The organism is Nocardia cyriacigeorgica GUH-2 (assembly GCF_000284035.1).
In the GTDB taxonomy this organism is placed as follows: domain Bacteria; phylum Actinomycetota; class Actinomycetes; order Mycobacteriales; family Mycobacteriaceae; genus Nocardia; species Nocardia cyriacigeorgica_B.
In genome coordinates this window covers 1,344,946-1,360,561 of record NC_016887.1, presented here as the reverse complement: position 1 = coordinate 1,360,561, position 15,616 = coordinate 1,344,946, and the positions used below count along the sequence as shown (strand labels likewise).

Sequence of the window (15,616 nt, the reverse complement as noted above, 5' to 3'; positions counted from 1 at the left end):
GTTCTCGAGCGCAGCGATCGGCACCAGCGGTGCACTCCCCCGCGCCGCGTGCGATCCACTTCGAGTCCGCCAGGGAGACGAACCATGAATTCCCGCAGAGCAATAGTCGGCCTCGCCATCTTCGTGACGCTGGCGCTGGGTGCGACATACACGATCTGGTCCACCCTGCAACGCTCGGTGTCCGGCGAGACCACCGGCTACTCCGCGACATTCACCGACGTACTCGGCCTGCGCGTCGGCGACGACGTGCGCATGGCCGGGGTCCGGGTGGGCCGGGTCGATGCCATCGAGCTGGACCCGCAGCGCAAGGCGCGCGTGGAGTTCTCGGTGCAGTCCCGGCAGAAGCTCTACACCACAACCAAAGCCCTGATCAGGTATCAGAATCTGATCGGTCAGCGCTATATCGCGCTGGCGCCGGGTGAGGGCGAAGGCGTGCGGCTGACAGCCGGTGCCGAGATTCCGTTGGAGCGCACCGAATCCTCCTTCGACGTCTCCACCCTGCTGGCCGGGTTCGAGCCGTTGTTCAGCATGTTGCAACCGGACGAGGTGAATTCGCTGTCGGAGACGATGGTGCAGGCCTTGCAGGGTGACGGGGTGTCGCTGTCGGCGCTGATCACCCGGGCGGCGAGTCTGGCGAGCACCTTCGGTGAGCGCGACGAGATCCTGGGCGCGGTCATCACCAACCTCAGCGGCGTCATCGCGGGACTGGCCCATCGCAGCCATGAGCTGGAAACGCTGATCACCCAGTCGCGGGCGCTGGTCACCGGCCTGTACGAGCAGGGCGAGACCTTGAAGGGCGCGGTCACCCAGGTCGCGGATTCCACCGCCGAGCTCACCGAACTGATCGGCCAGGTGGCGCCGGGGATGGCGCAGGCGCAGCTGGATGCGACCGCCGGGGTGAATCTGCTGCTGTCCAACGGAGCCCGGCTCGATCGCGCGGCTGTCGAGCTGCCCGACGTGCTGGCCGGTCTGGCCAGGATCAGCGGCAACGGGACCTACATCAATTCCTATGTCTGCGGGCTCGATGTGTCGCTGTGGGGCGTGCTGTTCCCGCAGGGCGTGTTCTCGCAGGTCGGCGGGAACGCGCATACGGAGGTGTGCCGGTGATGGAGAAGTTCTTGGGACGCTTCGGGCTGGTCAACCGGGTGCTCGTGCGGTTCGGGCTGCCGACCATGCCGCAGATGTGGGCCGCCATCCCGAGTTATTCGCAGAACCGGCACTGGTGGCTGGGCCTGGCGGCCGGTGTGGCGGTGCTCGCGTTGCTGGCCGGTTCGACGCTGCTCACCCAGGCCGGGATCGGGCACCGGACGGTGCGCGCGGAGTTCGCTCAGGCCGCGGGGTTGCGTCCGGGTGACAGCGTGGACGTCGCCGGGATCGAAGTCGGCACGGTGAAGGCCGCCCACCTGCGGCGCGACCGGATCGTGGTGGAGCTGTCGGTCCGCGACGATCTCACCCTCGGCCCCGACGCGGGTGCGGCGATCAAGATGTCGACGATCCTCGGCAAGATGCATGTCGAGCTGAACCCCGGCACCGGCAGCGGCCTGCCCGGCGAGCTGATTCCGCTCGACCGCACCACCGTCCCGTACAACCTGTCCAAGGTCATCGATGATCCGGCCTACGAGAACTCCTTCGAGCACATCGAACGCCTCGATCCGGACAAACTGCGGGCCGCGCTCGAGGCGGTGCACCAGCAGATGGGTGATTCCCCCGAACTCACCGCGCAGGCACTCGACAGTGTGGGTGTGCTGGCCGGAGTGATCGCGGATCGCCGCGCCGAGGTGGACGGCCTGCTGAAGAATATGGACGCCGTCGCGCAACTGGTGGCCGACAACCAGAACGGCGTGCTCATGCTGCTCACCCACGGCCAAGCCATCGGTGACGCGGTGGCGCGGCGGCAGGAATTGATTCGCGGGCTGCTCGACAATATCGCCGCCGTCTCGAAAACCTTGCAGGACATGGGTGTGCAGAACAACGGCCAGCTGGGCCCGCTCATCCAGAACCTGAACACCATGTCCGAGGGCCTGCAGAAGAACCGCGGCAACCTCGACGCCCTCTATCAGGTGATGCCGGTGGCGTTGCGGCAGTTCAACAATGCCTTCGGCAACGGACCCTACGGCGAGGTCTATCTGCCATGGGTGTTCCCCGACAACTGGCTGTGCCTGGCACACGCGGTACAGGAGTGCCGATGAACCGCAACACCATTCGTCTCGCCGTACTCGCTGTGGTCGCGGTATTCGCCGCCGGCTGCTCGGCGCTGCCACACAGTCTGACCTCGCTACCGGACCGCCTGCGCGGCAACCTGCTGCACATCAGCGCCGATTTCGAGAATGTCGCCGGGCTGTATGTCGGCAACGAGGTCTCGGTGCTGGGTCTGCCGATCGGCCGGGTCGACGAGATCGAGGCCAAGGGCGCCTTCGTGGAGGTGCGCATGACCATCGACGATGTGGGGCTGCCGGCCGACACCAGGGCAGCGCTGATCTCACCCCAGCTGATCACCAATCGGCACATCGAACTCACCCCCGCCACCACCGCCGACGCGCCCGCTCTGGCCGACGGAGCGCACATTCCGCTGGCCCGCACCAGGACTCCCGTCGAACTCGATCGGATCCTGCGCAATTTCGAACAACTCGGCGAGGTGCTGAAGGGCAGCTCCACCGAGGGGCCGATGGCCAGCCGGGTGCTGTTCCCGATGCTGGACGGCAATGGCGACAAGATCCGCGAAACCCTCAACGCGCTGTCGTCGGCATTCGAGGTGACCCTCGCCAACAAGGACCAGATCTCCAACACCATCGTCCGGCTCAACGACATCACCCAGATCGTCGCCGAGAACGACCGGACCGTCCGCGATTTCAGCGCCCGGCTCACCGAACTGGTGACGCTGATGAGCGATCAGGCACCCGGCTTGCAGGCGGTGCTCACCCAGCTCAACGACTTCGTCACCAATACCAGCGCCGTCGTCGCGGAGAACCGTGCACCGCTGACGGCGGCGCTGCACCGGCTCACCACCATCACCGCGCAGATGCGCGCGCACGCGCGGGGGCTGACCGAGATCGTCGATGTGGGGCCGCTGTTCTTCCAGAATTTCGCCGCCGCGATGAGCCCGGAGCATCGGGCGCTGCGGCTGCATCTGCTCACCGACAAGTCGCTGCTGGACAACGAGGCACTGGCGTTGTTCTGCGAGCGGGTGCAACTGCGCTCGGATGGGTGCCGCACCGGGCGGCTCGCGGATTTCGGGCCCGACTTCGGGCTGACCGCCGCACTGCTGGGGTTGACGAAATGAGCGCGATGTCCGGCCTCCGCGCCGGCGCCTCAGCACGAGCCGGCGTGGGCATACGCATCGCCCGGATGACCAACGCGGGCATACGCATCGCCCGGATGGGCGCCGTTGGCATGCGTCTCACCGCGATGACCGGCGCGGCGGTCACGGCGCTCACCCTCGGCGGCTGCGCGGTCACCATCGACAACCTCCCACTCCCGCAACCCGGCGTGGACGCGCCGAGCTACACCCTGCACGCGGTGTTCGACGATGCCCTCAATCTGCCCGAACGCGCGCGGGTCAAGATCGGCGGCACCGACGTCGGCGTGGTCACCGAGATCGACACGCTCGATTTCCGCGCGGAGGTGGAGTTGGAAATCAGCAGCGAGATCCAGCTGCCCGAGGGCACCCGCGCCGAACTGCGCCAGGCCACACCGCTCGGCGATATCTTCATCGGCCTCACCCTGCCCGAGAAACGCCCGGATGCCGCGCTGCTCACCGACGGCGACACCATCGACCGCGCGCACACCTCGGCCGGTGCGTCGGTGGAGCAGTTGATGATGTCGATGTCCATGCTGCTCGACGGCGGCGCGCTCAATCAGGTCGCCCGGATCACCAGCGAGATGAACTCGATGATCGGAGGGCGCGGTCCGCAACTGGCGCATCTGCTCACCGAACTGACCGCGACGCTGGACGCCTTGAATCAGCGCACCGGCCAGATCGACAGTGTGCTGCACGGGCTCACCGGGCTCACCGCCGTGCTCAATGCCCGCAAGGCCGAATTGGGCGCGGCCGCGGAGCAATTCCCGCCGCTGATCGGGGTGATCGCGGAGAACAATCAGGCCATCGTCGACCTCACCGCGAAGGTGTCGGTCACCATGGCCGCGCTCGGCGATTTCACCACCACCACCGGCGAGCAGTTCCGCAGCCTGTTCGACAGCGTGCAGCAGTTGATGGGCGGGTTCACCCGGATGGGCGACAACCTGGCCGGCACCCTCGACGGCCTGCACACCCTCTACCCGTCGCTGCAGGCGACCACCGAGGGCACCGCGCTAGCGGTGGGTGCGCGGATCTCGTATCTGAGCCTCGGCGCGCTCACCGATCCGAGGGGTAGCCGGTTGCCCGACGGCAGCGATCCGGCCGCCTTCGTCGGAAGTCTGGCGCAGGTGCTGGCCCGGGTCCAGGAACGTTTGCAGGGCGGTCACCGATGAAGCGACGCCTGGTCTACCCGCTGCTGCGGATGCTCGATGCGGCACTGCGCCTGGCGGATCGGTGGCTCGAGCGTGGCGCGAGCGTGCTGGTGCGGGTGGCGACGTGGCTGGCGGCGCGGGTGACGGTGGTCGCCTCGATCGGCCTGGTGGCGATGCTGTTGCTCGGGTCCGGCTATATCGCGGTGGATATCGTGCGGTTCAACCCGCTGCGCGAGACCTATCGGGTGACGGTGATGCTGCCGGTGTCGGGTGGGCTGCTGGCCGACAACGACGTGACGCTGCGCGGGGTGCGGGTGGGCACGGTGCGGTCGGTGGAGCTGGCCGATACCGGCGTGGTCGCTGTTGCCGAGATCGAGGCGGGGACGCGGATTTCGCTGGACACCACGGCCGCCGTCCAGCGGCTGTCCGCAGCCGGTGAGCAGTACCTGGACCTGCGGCCCAGCACCGGTGAGGGCCCCTACCTCGCCGACGGTTCGGTCATCGACGCGGCGCGGGTGACGACGCCGGTGACGATCGAATCGTTCCTGGCCAATACCAGCGGGCTGATCTCCGGGCTGAATCCGCAGCGCCTCACCGTCATCGTGGACGAACTGGACAAGGCGCTGGCCGGCGGGCCCGACCGGTTGCGCAACGTCATCGCGGGCATCAGCCAGGCCATGGCCGGGCTCACCGGCCTGCTGCCGCAGACCACCCAGCTCATCCGGAACCTCAGCGTGATCGCCGAAACCACCTCGCACGCCCAGCCCGATCTCGGCACCCTGGTGCGCGGCTCGGGGGTGCTGTTCGACCAGTTGACCGCCGCCGACCAGGAGGTGCGGCGCCTGCTCGACCTGGGGCCGGGCCAGCTGGCCACCCTCGGCGGCGTCATCGCCGAGACCACCGACCCGATCACCGACCTGGTGACCAACTTCGTCGCCATCACCCGCGCCGCCCGCCTGCGCACACCGGCCATGCGAGCGCTGTTCCCGGCGATCCGGCTCGGCTCCGCCGCCATGGCAATCCCCGCCCACGACAACGCTTTCCACACCCTCACCGATATCTGGCCGCGCCCCACCTGCGAATACGACACCATCCCGGTCTCGCCGACCCAGGTCTCCGACGGCCGCGTCCGCCTCTACAACTACTGCGTCACCACCCGCCCGGAGATCCAGATCCGCGGCTCCGCCAACGCTCCCCGCCCGAACCTGCCCGACAACGGTGCCGGTCCCCCACCGGGCGTCCGCGGCGACGAACTCTCGATCCCGCTGCCCGCCAAGTGAACCGCACCCCGACCCAGGAGTTCTGATGAGCACCACCGACCCGAAATCCAGCCGGTCAGACGAACCGGCGCTGCAGGCTGAGAGGCGCGCCGTCATGGCTTCCGACTCCGCTCCGTCCCTGGCGACCGGCGCGCCCACGCGTACGGCCGACACCACCCACGCCATCGACAGCAGCACCGACGAAGCCGCCGGCGCAACCCGCGACGACGACGCCCCTGACAGTGGCAAGCCTGGCAAGCGCACGAGCAATTCCGCGGGCACGCGAAGCTCTGCACGCCGCACTCGAATAGCTTGGGCGGCCTGCGCCGCCGTCCTGATCGGCGCGCTGGGCGCGGCAGCGTACTTCGCGGTGCGTGCCGAGCAGGTCCAGTCGCGCGCGGACGCTACCGAGGCGGCGCGGCTGGCGGCGTGTGAGTACGCGCCGGTGCTGGCCGATTACAACGCGCAGAATCTGGACACCTACTTCGCCGCGGTGCTCGACGGTGCGACCGGGGATTGGAAGCAGGAATTCGACGCTACCAGCAAGGATCTGCGCGAGGTGCTGGTGCAGGGGCAGGTGGTGTCGAAGCCGGGTGAGGTGCAGTGCGCCATCGAATCCGGAGATGAGCACAGTGCCCGGGCGGTGGTCGTCATCGGGCAGTCGATCAGCAGCGTCGGCACGAATGGGCAGCCGCGGGAAGGGCAGCTCGCGGTCACCTTGTCCATGCAGAACGTGGAGGGGTCGTGGCTGGTCAGCGAAGTCAGCTCGCCGCTGCTGCCGCAGTGAGCGCCATCCATCGAGGGAGACAAATCATGAAACAACTCGTGATCATCGTGGCCGTGCTCGTCGTCCTCGGCGCCATCGCCGGCCTCATCGCGCTGGTAGTTCTGCGGGCGAGAGCGCGAAAGCTGTTGTCCACCAGAGCAGAACCGGAATCCGAGACTGTGCTGCGTACGCTGCTTGCGCGCCGCCCGACCTTCGAGATGACGGCGGTCTGCTGGTTCGACGCACCACCCGACCGCGTCTACGACGCCCTGACCGCAGGCGCGTTCTCCTGGTTCCCGCTGATCAACGGCATCCGCTACCAGGGCACCGATCGAGGTATCGGCGCTCTCCGGACCCTCGACGCCCTGCTGTTCGCCTCGGTCGAACAGGTCACCCACGCCGAGCCGGGGCGCAGGCTGACGGTCGCCGGCATCCGTACCTCGGTGCCGCTGGCGGTGCTTACCTACCGGCAGGATTTCCGGCTCGCGCCGACCGCGAACGGTGGCACCGAAGTGTCGTGGACCGTCGGCGGCCGCCCCGCCATCTTCGCGTTCCTGCCGGCGAGCTGGGCCGCCCCGTTCGTCCGCCCGTTCGCCCGCTTCGCGCTGGGCCGATTGTCCACGCGGGTGTCGGCATGAACCGCGGCCTCGTCATCCGGATCGAGGATGATCCCGGAGCCGAACGACGTCCGGCTCACTCGCACCGACACGATCCCCACACCGCTGAGGGCACTACCGCAAGCCGCGGAACGGGAGCGAACGGATGACCGAAACCATCACCGGACCGCGGACCGGCTCGACGGACCCACACCCCGACAGCTTGCTGACCAGCAGCTACCGAACACTGATCACCCTGTGGAAGTGGTTGCGGCGCAAGGCACTCGCCCTCCGCGCCGACCTACTGGACCGCCTGCAGATCGCCCTCCTCGGCGCCCTCGCCCTGGGCGCCGCCACCATCATGCTGGCCTGCGCCGGCTATCTACTCCTCGCCGCCGGCGTCGAGATTCTGGACCTCTGGGTGCCCCGATGGGCCGCCCTGCTCATCGAGGGCTGCGCGCTGCTGCTCCTCGCGGCGGGTGCGGCGGGCATGGGCCTGTGGCTCCTGGCCCGGGCGCGACGGCGACGAGGGACTGCGGCCAGTCGCCGCGTCCCCGGCTGAGGACGGCTCCCCCCGAGCCCGGTCGGCAAGCGGCACGGGCCGTACTGCGGTACCGGTCAGGACGTCGCCCGCTGCCGATCCCGGGCACCCGCATCGGCGATCAGACCCACGATGCGCAGCGAGCGGGCGGCCATCTGTGCCGCCGACTGCTCCGGATGCCGCAGCCACCACCGCACCACCGAGCCGACCATCCCGGTCCACACCTCGGTGAGCACGGCCAGGTCGTCGGCGTCGACGGCCTGCTCGCCGGCCTCGCCGACCACCGCCGCACCGCGCGTCGCCAGCTCGGCCAGGCGCTGACGCACCGTGGTCGCCTCCGCCAGCGCCTCCCCGTCCTCGGGTAGTCCGCGATCCCAGATCAGGTGCCAGTCGTTGGGCCGTGGTTCCAGGGCGGTGAAGATCGCGGTGAGCACGTGCGCGGGCAGTTGCAGGCCCGGGGCGTCGTCGGCCATCGCGGCTTCGATGTGGGTGGTCAGGTTGTCGCCGGCGCGGCGCACGCAAGCCGAGTACAGCCCGTCTTTGGAGGCGAAGTACGCCAGCACCATGGGCTTGGAGACCCCGGACCGGGCGGCCACCGCCGCCAGCGAGGTACCGGCGTAGCCGTGGCGGCCGAATTCCTCGGTCGCGGCGTCGAGGATCTGCCGCTCCCGCTCCGCGCGCGGGACACCTTTCGTACCTGCCGTGCCCATGTCCCCTATCAGACCACAGGGCGAACAGGATGTCGGTCACTATTACTTCACGCACTAACTATTAATGCGCTAACGTGGTGGGCATGAACGGACAGCCGACGCAGATGGAGATCGATGATCCGCTGCGCCTCGATCGTCAGGTGTGCTTCGCGCTCGCGGTGGCCAACCGAGCGGTGCTCGCGGTCTACCGCCCGCTGCTGGAACCGATGGGCCTCACCCACCCGCAATATCTGGTGATGCTGGCACTGTGGGGTTCGGCGCCGATGTCGGTCAAGGAAATCGCCGAGGCCATCCAGCTCGACTCCCCCACCCTGTCGCCGCTGCTCAAGCGGCTGCACAGCGCCGGGCTGATCACCCGCCAACGCGATCCGCGCGACGAACGCAACCTGGTGATCGACCTGACCGAGCAAGGCCGCGCGCTGCGCAAGCAGGCCGAGGCCATCCCGCCCGCGGTGGTGCAGCGACTGGGCGTGAGCCTGGCCGACCTGGAGGAACTGCACACCGTGCTGACCCGGGTGAACCAGGCCGCGCGCCGATCGGTGCTCACCGAGCCCGAGCCCGCACCGGACTCGCCACCCACCGCGCTCGCCGAGCGCGACCACACCGAAGGAGCGCGCCCATGAGCCGCGAACGCCGTCGCCCGAATCCGATCCAGTGGCTCGGCTACGCCTGCGGGCGCCGGCTGCCGGATTCCATGCGCGACTGGGTCCGCAACGATCTCACCGGCAAGTACGCCTTCCCACGGCATGTGTTGCGTGGGCTGGTGCCGTTCGTCCCGCTGTTCGCGGTCTTCCTGTTCTTCCCGGGCGAACTGTGGTTGCGCGGATCCATGGTGTTGCTGGCCCTGCTGCTCGCGCTGTTCTACACGGTGGCCTTCATGCCGATGAACCGCGCGCACCGTCTGGCCAAGCACGGGCTGCCCGCCGACCTGGAAAACCCCGAACGCGCCGACCGCCGCGCCAAGGAACGCGCCCGCTACGCCGCCCAGCACCCGCACTGAGCGTCGAGCGTCACATGAGCGAGGCATTTCCCGAGTAGAGCCCACGCTCATGTGGCTCTCGGCGGCCTATTTGACGGTGACCCGCACCTTGACGGCGTCGTCGGTGGTGGATTCGAGCGCCTGGGTGATCAACGCCGAGAGATCCACCTGCGGGCCGGTGGTGGTGACGGCGTCGGCCAGCGGTTGCAGGCCGGGGAGCAGCGAGGCCAGTTCCGGTCCAACCTGCCGAACCCACTCGGTGAGGCGTTGCAGGAAGGGCACCAGGCCGTTGCCCTCGAGGTACATCTCGGGGGCATTGCCGGTCTGGATCAGCCGGCCCACCGATTCGACCAATTCGTCGAGGCGCTGCGCGAATTCGGCGAACTCGGGTGCGGCGGCCGCGGTGGCGGGGCCGGCCCAGTCGATGTCCTGGGAGACGGTTTCGAAATCGTTGAGCAGCTGGGCGATCTGCGGTTCGCGGGAGATGATGGTCGATGCGAGCAGGTCGGCGGCGCGGGTGAGTTCGGGCATCACCTTGTCGGTGCCGTTCAGCGCGACGCTCATCGTCTCGGCCAGCGAACCGACCACCTCGGGATCGAGCTGGTTCATCGTATTCGTCACCATCCGCGCCGCCTCGGGGATCGACAGCGGGGTGCGCACGTCCTGCGATTGCAGCCGCTGCCCGTCTTCGAGGTACGGTCCCGCACCGGTTTTCGGCCGGAACTGCACATACGGTTCACCGAGCGCGGACAGATGCTCGATGGTGACGATGCTGTCTGTGGGCACCTTGTGCTCGGCGCCGACGCGCAACCCCACCTCCACACCGGCGGCGGTGCGGTCCACCGAGGTCACCCGGCCGACCTCGATGCCGGTGAGCAGGATCGGCGAACCCACGCCAAGCCCACCGGAGTTCTTCAGCACCATCGACGCCTCGGTGTAATCGGCGAACGGATCGACCTGCACCACACCGAAAGTCAGATAGCTCGCGCCGAGCACGGTGATGGCGGCGATGCCGCCGAGGGAAGCCAGCGGGCCGATCTTCATCGGATGGCTCCGATCATGCGCAGGGTCTGGATGATCCGGTCGACCTGATCGTCGGCCGAAATCGGGGCACCGCCCGCCGGAGTCACCTGAACATCGGCGATGTTCACCTTCGCACCGCGCTCCACGAACGGAATGATCTTGTCCCGCAACAGGGCGGTGAGCAGCGCCAGATTCGACGGCGACGCGGTGTTCAGCGGCGCGCCGGTGGCCAGCGGCGCGAACGCCAGCGCGGCCGCGTCACCGGCCTGCAGCAGCGGCGTCAGCCAGGTCATCGACGCACCGACCGGCGCGAGCGCGCCGAAGATATCGGTGACGCCGCTGATGGAGGCGGTGGCATCGGTCATCTGCTGCACCGACTCCGGGCGCAGAATGTTGTCCAGCTCGGGCTGGATCTTGTGCAGCACACTCGAATTGGTTTCCAGGCCGTAGAGCAGCCGGTCCACCTGATCGAGATTGGCGGCCAGGTCGACCACATCGCCGGCGATCACCTGGGTGATGCGCTGGGTTTCCATCGGATCCTGCGGCAGCACCGAATTGAACCGGTTGATGATGTCCTGCAACTGGCCGACCGCACCGCCCTGCACGAACACCGCCATCGCGGCCATCGTGTCCTCGAGCTGCACCGGCGGTTTGGTGTGGTCGAGGGTGATGGTGCCGCCGCGCGGCAGCAGCGAGTCGAACCCGTCGGGCGGGGTGGTGAGCGCGATGTGGATATCGCCGAGGACGGTGTTCTGCCGCAGTTCGGCGATGGTGGTGTCGGGCAGGCGCACGTCATCGGAGACCTCGATGTCGACCACCACGTACCCGCCGCGGCCCTCGGGCGCCTCGGCCGCGGGCACCACCCGCACCGAATCCACCGTCCCGACCTGGGCGCCGTTGGCGATCACCTTGGCCCGCGCGGGCAGATTCAGCACGTTCTCGAACTCGATGCTGACCTTGTAGGTGGAGCCGGACACCGACGTGCCGGGCACCGGAACCTGGGCCGGGTCGAACGCGCAGCCACCGGCGAACAGCGCTGTCGCCGACGCCACCGCGATCGCGGCAGTGCGCACCCGCCTACCGAGCAGCCTGGTCATCGCGTACCTGCCAATCCCAGCACCAGCTGAACGAGTTGGACATCGACCATGCCGTTGCCCGCGCCGGCGCAACGACCGGGCGCGACGGCATTGATGGCGGCGCAGACCTGCTCGGCGTCACGCTGGGCGATGGCGACCTTCGGCGGGGCGTAGACCAGGCCGGGCGCACCCGTCGCCGGATCGGTCACCGAGCGGAATGCCGAGGTCAGCGCGGGTGCCATGAGGACGATGTCGCGCAGCGATCCGACGTTGGCGCGCAACATCTTCACCAGCGGCACCAGACCGTCGAGGGTGCCCATCAGCGGGTCGGCCAGGATGGTGGTCAGGTCGTTGAGCACGGGCAGCAGCTCGCGCAGCCCGTCGAACAGGGCCGCGCCCGGCACCAGCAGATCGTTGCTGGCCTGGTCGAGCACCGGCGCCAGCCGGGTGAGCATGGTCTTCAGATCGCCCCAGTGCGTGCTGACCTTCTGCGACACCGAGGAGAACGCGTCGAAGATGCCCGCGAGATGGCCGATATCGGCGTCCGGGGATTTCAGCGTCGAGCCCAGCCGCATGATCAGGTTGTTGATCTGGGCGCCGGTGCCGGCGGTGGCCGAATCCAGTGCTGCCAAGCCGCCCGACAGCGCCTCGGGCCGGGTCTGCTCGGTGCCGCCGATCTCCTCGGACAACGCCGCCAGCGCGGTGATCGTTTCGGTGAGGCTCTTGGGTGTCAGGGTTTTGGTGATGCACTGCCCGGCATCCCACTCGTCGGTGGTCTTGCCGCTGGCCAGCACCGCGAGTTCGCGGTCGGCGACGACGCTGTCGGAGAGCGTGGTCGCCGAGGCGTCGGCGTAGACGGGGTATTGGGCGTCGACGTCGAAATCGACCCGCACGGCCGCACCTTCGGGCCGGATGCCGGTGACGGTGCCGACGTCGATCCCGCGCATCGAGACCTTGTTGCCCTCGTACAGGCCCACGCTGTCGGGCATGATCGCGCAGTAGGACCGCGTTTCCTTGATCGGATCGAAGGCGATCACATAGCCCACCACGGCGAGCAGCGCGAGGGCCAGCGCGCCGGCGATCGACATGAACGCCTGCGAGCCGAGAATCCGCTTCACCATCAGCACACCTTCCCGGGCACCGGAACGCAGATCGGGCCGAGCGCCGCACCGGGATCCAGCCCCGGTGGCGCGGTGACGGTTTCGCCGGAGCGGTCGATCGTCACGGGACCGTCTGGGATCACCAGCCCACCCATCCGGTCGCCGAGCCCCTGCACGGCGGTGATCAGCGGCTCGAGCTGGGTGCCGAGCTCTTGCAGTCGCGGCAGCGCGTCGGCGAGCTGCTGGGCCTTCGGCTTCAGGGTGTCGTCCCAGGCCGGAGCCAGTGTGGCCAGTCGCTGCACCACCGACGACAGCAGTCCGACCGCCGCCTTCAACTCGGCGCGCTTGTCGATCAGCACCGTCTCCATCAGGTTGACGTTGTCCATCAACCGGCCGAGATCGGCTTTCGCGCCGTCGTACATGGTCACGTACTCATCGGCCACCGCGATCGCGTTGGACACCTGGGTGCGCTGACGTTCGATGGCGTCGAGGTACTGGCCGAGAGTGTCCAGCGTGGTGCGCAGAGTGTCGGGGGCGCCGTCGATGGAGGTCTCGATGGAAGCCAGATTGCGGCGCAGGGTGTCGCCGTCGGTAGCCTGCAAGGGCGCAGTGGCGTCCTGGAAGGTTTCGATCAGGCTGTAGGGCAGGCGCACGCGTTCGGCGGGAATCGGCTGGTCGCCCAGCGGCTGGTCGCCGGCCGGGAACAGCGCGACGTAGTGGCCGCCGACGATGGTGAGCATGCGGATGTCGAGCGAGGTCTGATCGCCGACGAACACTTCCGAGTCGACGGTGAAGCGCATGAGCACCCGATCCGGTTTCAGCTCCAGCGATTCCACCGTGCCCACCGAGATCCCGGCCAGCCGCACGTCGTCGCCTGCCTTCACCGACTGCGCTTCGCTGAGTTCGGCGGTGTAGGTGGTCTTGCCGAACGGCACCACGTACACCACAGCCGCGGCGACGGCCGCGATCACCAGCGCGACGGCGCCGATGATGCCCAGCCGCAACTCTTTCCGCAGCCGGGTGGGCTCGTCCATGATCGGGGTGTCGCCGCTGAACACGCGGCGGATCCGGTTGAGGCCGGGCAGTTTCACGCGTTGCATATCGCGACCTTCTGTCCGCCGATGAGCACCTGCACCGGCTCGGGCAGTTCGGCTTGTCCTTTGCTGCACTCGGGCTTCCAGCCCGCGACGGTGCGCGGCAGGGCGTTGTCGACCGCGGCGAGCAGGCCGGGCAGCCTGCCGAACACCTCGACCGCTTCCTGCGGATCCGGGAACAGGGACCGGATCATCGCGTCCACGTCGGTGCTGCCGTCGGTGGTCAGGCCGAGCGCGTCGAGCAGGCGGTCGATCGGACCGAGCACCGAGGGCGCGGTCATGGCGAATTCGGCCAGCCCACCGACGTTGGTGCGCAGCGCCTCGAAGATGTCGGACAGCCGCGCCAGCAGCGGCACCAGATGATGCACCCGGCCGCCGACCCGGTCGGCCAGATCGGACATGTTGCCGACCAGCGTGGCGATCACTTCCTGCCGGTTGCCGACGTGCTCGCTGAACTTGCCGATGGCGTCGAGCGCCGGCCCCAGGCCCGCGCCGTCGCCTTCGATCACCGCGAGCATGCTCTCGGTGAACTGGTTGATCGCCTCCGGGGACATGGTGGCCAGCACCGGCTTCAGGCCGTTGAACAGGCTGGTCACATCGAAGGACGGCAGCGTCATGTCGGTGCCGATGCGCGCGCCGTCGGGCAGCCGGTTGCCCGGGTTCGGCTGCTGTTGCAGGTCGATATAGCGCTGGCCGGTGAGGTTCTGGTAGCGGATGGCCAGCACGCTGTTGTCGTAGATCGGGGTGGAGGTCTTGACCGTCAGGCGCACCTCGGCCTGATAGCCGTCGAGCTCGATGCCCTCGACCTTGCCGACCTGCACGCCGTACATGCGCACGTCATCGCCGACCTTGAGGCCGTTGGCGTCGGTGAACAAGGCGCTGTGCGCTTCGGTGTCACCGCCGACCGGCCGTTTGATGGCCGTGATCACCACCAGCAGGATCGCCACCATGACCGCGGCGAACACCGTCAGCCGCCAGGCCGCACCACGCACCGTCATCGGACACCTCCCTTGGCCGGCAGTCCGAGCAGCGGCACCGCGATACCGGGCACCCCACGCAACTCCAGCTCCAGATCGAGCACCGGGCCCTCCGGGGTGTCCTTCATGGCCGCACCGAGCCGGGTCAGCAGGGCGCGCAGCTCGGCCGCCGACTGCTGCGGGGTCGACACCGTGCGCGCCAGCACCGTGAGCATCGGCGCGAGCATGTCGGTGTAGCCGGAGAGCTGACCGGCCTCGGTGAGAGTGGTGGCCAGCGCGGGCAGGATCTGCCCGGTCAGCGCGGCCACCCCGGCATCGAGCTTCTCGCGATCGGTGTTCAGCACATCGATCTCGACGATCTGATCGATCACCTCGATGGTGGCGCCGGCGAACTTGCCGCCGCCGTCGAAGGCGCCGCCGAGGCGGCCGACCAGCTCCGAGGACGGCATGGACTGGTTGTCGGCGACGGTGCGCGCGGCCGCGATCAGCGCCTGCGCCAGCGGAGTGAACGCCTCCACATCGGCGGCGGCCTGCGCGATGACGGTGGCCATCTGCGGGGTGAACACCGTCGCGCCCACCTGCGACATACCGCGCAGCAGGCTGCCCATGGTGGCGTCGTAGACGTCGGCGGCGCGGTCGCCGGTCAGGTCGATCACCATGTCGGCGCGCAGCGGGGAACCGCCGGAACCGGGCAGCAATTCGAGTTCGCTGACGCCGAACAGGTTGGCCGGGGCGTAGTCGACCTTCAGGCTGTCGTCGAGCCCGGACAGCCGGGACTCGTCGAGTTCGAGGGTGATGCGCTGGGTGCCGCGCTCGGCGGGTGCGATCTCGGCGACCTCACCGACCAGCACACCGTCCACGCGCACCTGGGTGCCCGCGATGACGCCGTCACCGATCTGTTCGGTCTGCAAGGCGATGCGCAGCCCGTCCTCGGAGCGCAGTGCGCGATAGCAGACGGTGGCCAGCAGCACCGCGACGACCACGCCGACGATGACCGCACCCACCGTCATCGCACGCGTTCGATCCGCTGCCACTCCGGGCATTCCGTA

The 15,616-nt window shown here is 68.6% G+C and carries 17 protein-coding genes; 10 read left to right on the top strand and 7 right to left on the bottom strand.

Features of this window, described 5'->3' with window-relative positions; translation table 11 throughout:
* Window positions 1-84 precede the first annotated feature (84 nt).
* The 8 genes from NOCYR_RS06205 (at window position 85) to NOCYR_RS06170 (ending at window position 7,629) form a co-directional block, all read left to right on the top strand.
* Window positions 85-1,107 (top strand): MCE family protein, encoded by a 1,023-nt coding sequence (locus NOCYR_RS06205; RefSeq protein ID WP_048833025.1) that lies wholly within the window; start codon window positions 85-87, stop codon window positions 1,105-1,107.
* The gene (locus tag NOCYR_RS06200; RefSeq protein WP_014349500.1) at window positions 1,107-2,189 is read left to right on the top strand and encodes an MCE family protein; all 1,083 of its coding nucleotides are present in this window, start codon (window positions 1,107-1,109) and stop codon (window positions 2,187-2,189) included. The genes NOCYR_RS06205 and NOCYR_RS06200 overlap by 1 nt, the downstream gene beginning before the upstream one ends.
* The gene (locus NOCYR_RS06195) at window positions 2,186-3,280 is read left to right on the top strand and encodes an MCE family protein (protein WP_014349499.1); all 1,095 of its coding nucleotides are present in this window, start codon (window positions 2,186-2,188) and stop codon (window positions 3,278-3,280) included. Before NOCYR_RS06200 ends, NOCYR_RS06195 begins: the two co-directional genes overlap by 4 nt.
* Entirely contained in the window at window positions 3,277-4,467 is a 1,191-nt protein-coding gene (locus tag NOCYR_RS06190; protein WP_014349498.1) for an MCE family protein, read from the top strand. Before NOCYR_RS06195 ends, NOCYR_RS06190 begins: the two co-directional genes overlap by 4 nt.
* A complete protein-coding gene (locus tag NOCYR_RS06185; protein WP_014349497.1) occupies window positions 4,464-5,726 on the top strand; it encodes an MCE family protein in 1,263 nt (420 codons plus the stop codon). Before NOCYR_RS06190 ends, NOCYR_RS06185 begins: the two co-directional genes overlap by 4 nt.
* Window positions 5,727-5,751: 25 nt before the next feature.
* The gene (locus tag NOCYR_RS27870; protein WP_014349496.1) at window positions 5,752-6,492 is read left to right on the top strand and encodes a hypothetical protein; all 741 of its coding nucleotides are present in this window, start codon (window positions 5,752-5,754) and stop codon (window positions 6,490-6,492) included.
* A 26-nt stretch (window positions 6,493-6,518) separates the two neighbouring features.
* Window positions 6,519-7,109: an SRPBCC family protein gene (locus NOCYR_RS06175; protein WP_014349495.1), complete on the top strand. Its 591-nt coding sequence runs from the start codon at window positions 6,519-6,521 to the stop codon at window positions 7,107-7,109.
* 124 nt (window positions 7,110-7,233) lie between these two features.
* Entirely contained in the window at window positions 7,234-7,629 is a 396-nt protein-coding gene (locus tag NOCYR_RS06170; protein WP_014349494.1) for a hypothetical protein, read from the top strand.
* A gap of 56 nt (window positions 7,630-7,685) precedes the next feature.
* Here the strand turns inward: NOCYR_RS06170 and NOCYR_RS06165 are convergent, their stop codons facing one another.
* The gene (locus NOCYR_RS06165; protein ID WP_014349493.1) at window positions 7,686-8,318 is read right to left on the bottom strand and encodes a TetR/AcrR family transcriptional regulator; all 633 of its coding nucleotides are present in this window, start codon (window positions 8,316-8,318) and stop codon (window positions 7,686-7,688) included.
* Window positions 8,319-8,401: 83 nt separating this feature from the next.
* On the opposite strand from NOCYR_RS06165, the gene NOCYR_RS06160 reads away from it, so the two are divergent.
* Together NOCYR_RS06160 and NOCYR_RS06155 are read left to right on the top strand one after the other, a co-directional pair.
* On the top strand, window positions 8,402-8,941 hold the full coding sequence (locus NOCYR_RS06160; RefSeq protein ID WP_048833023.1) for a MarR family winged helix-turn-helix transcriptional regulator: 540 nt from the start codon (window positions 8,402-8,404) through the stop codon (window positions 8,939-8,941).
* Entirely contained in the window at window positions 8,938-9,318 is a 381-nt protein-coding gene (locus NOCYR_RS06155) for a DUF5313 family protein (protein WP_014349491.1), read from the top strand. The genes NOCYR_RS06160 and NOCYR_RS06155 overlap by 4 nt, the downstream gene beginning before the upstream one ends.
* Before the next feature lie 66 nt (window positions 9,319-9,384).
* On the opposite strand, the gene NOCYR_RS06150 is transcribed toward NOCYR_RS06155, so the two are convergent.
* From NOCYR_RS06150 to NOCYR_RS06125, 6 genes are read right to left on the bottom strand one after another with little or no spacing between them, the layout of a single operon-like run.
* On the bottom strand, window positions 9,385-10,341 hold the full coding sequence (locus NOCYR_RS06150) for an MlaD family protein (RefSeq protein WP_014349490.1): 957 nt from the start codon (window positions 10,339-10,341) through the stop codon (window positions 9,385-9,387).
* The gene (locus tag NOCYR_RS06145) at window positions 10,338-11,417 is read right to left on the bottom strand and encodes an MlaD family protein (protein WP_014349489.1); all 1,080 of its coding nucleotides are present in this window, start codon (window positions 11,415-11,417) and stop codon (window positions 10,338-10,340) included. The genes NOCYR_RS06150 and NOCYR_RS06145 overlap by 4 nt, the downstream gene beginning before the upstream one ends.
* Window positions 11,414-12,517, bottom strand: a complete 1,104-nt coding sequence (locus NOCYR_RS06140; RefSeq protein WP_014349488.1) for an MlaD family protein — start codon at window positions 12,515-12,517, stop codon at window positions 11,414-11,416. Before NOCYR_RS06140 ends, NOCYR_RS06145 begins: the two co-directional genes overlap by 4 nt.
* The gene (locus NOCYR_RS06135; protein WP_048833021.1) at window positions 12,517-13,596 is read right to left on the bottom strand and encodes an MlaD family protein; all 1,080 of its coding nucleotides are present in this window, start codon (window positions 13,594-13,596) and stop codon (window positions 12,517-12,519) included. The genes NOCYR_RS06140 and NOCYR_RS06135 overlap by 1 nt, the downstream gene beginning before the upstream one ends.
* Entirely contained in the window at window positions 13,584-14,588 is a 1,005-nt protein-coding gene (locus tag NOCYR_RS06130; RefSeq protein ID WP_014349486.1) for an MlaD family protein, read from the bottom strand. Before NOCYR_RS06130 ends, NOCYR_RS06135 begins: the two co-directional genes overlap by 13 nt.
* Window positions 14,585-15,610: an MlaD family protein gene (locus tag NOCYR_RS06125; RefSeq protein WP_231856093.1), complete on the bottom strand. Its 1,026-nt coding sequence runs from the start codon at window positions 15,608-15,610 to the stop codon at window positions 14,585-14,587. Before NOCYR_RS06125 ends, NOCYR_RS06130 begins: the two co-directional genes overlap by 4 nt.
* Window positions 15,611-15,616 lie beyond the last annotated feature (6 nt).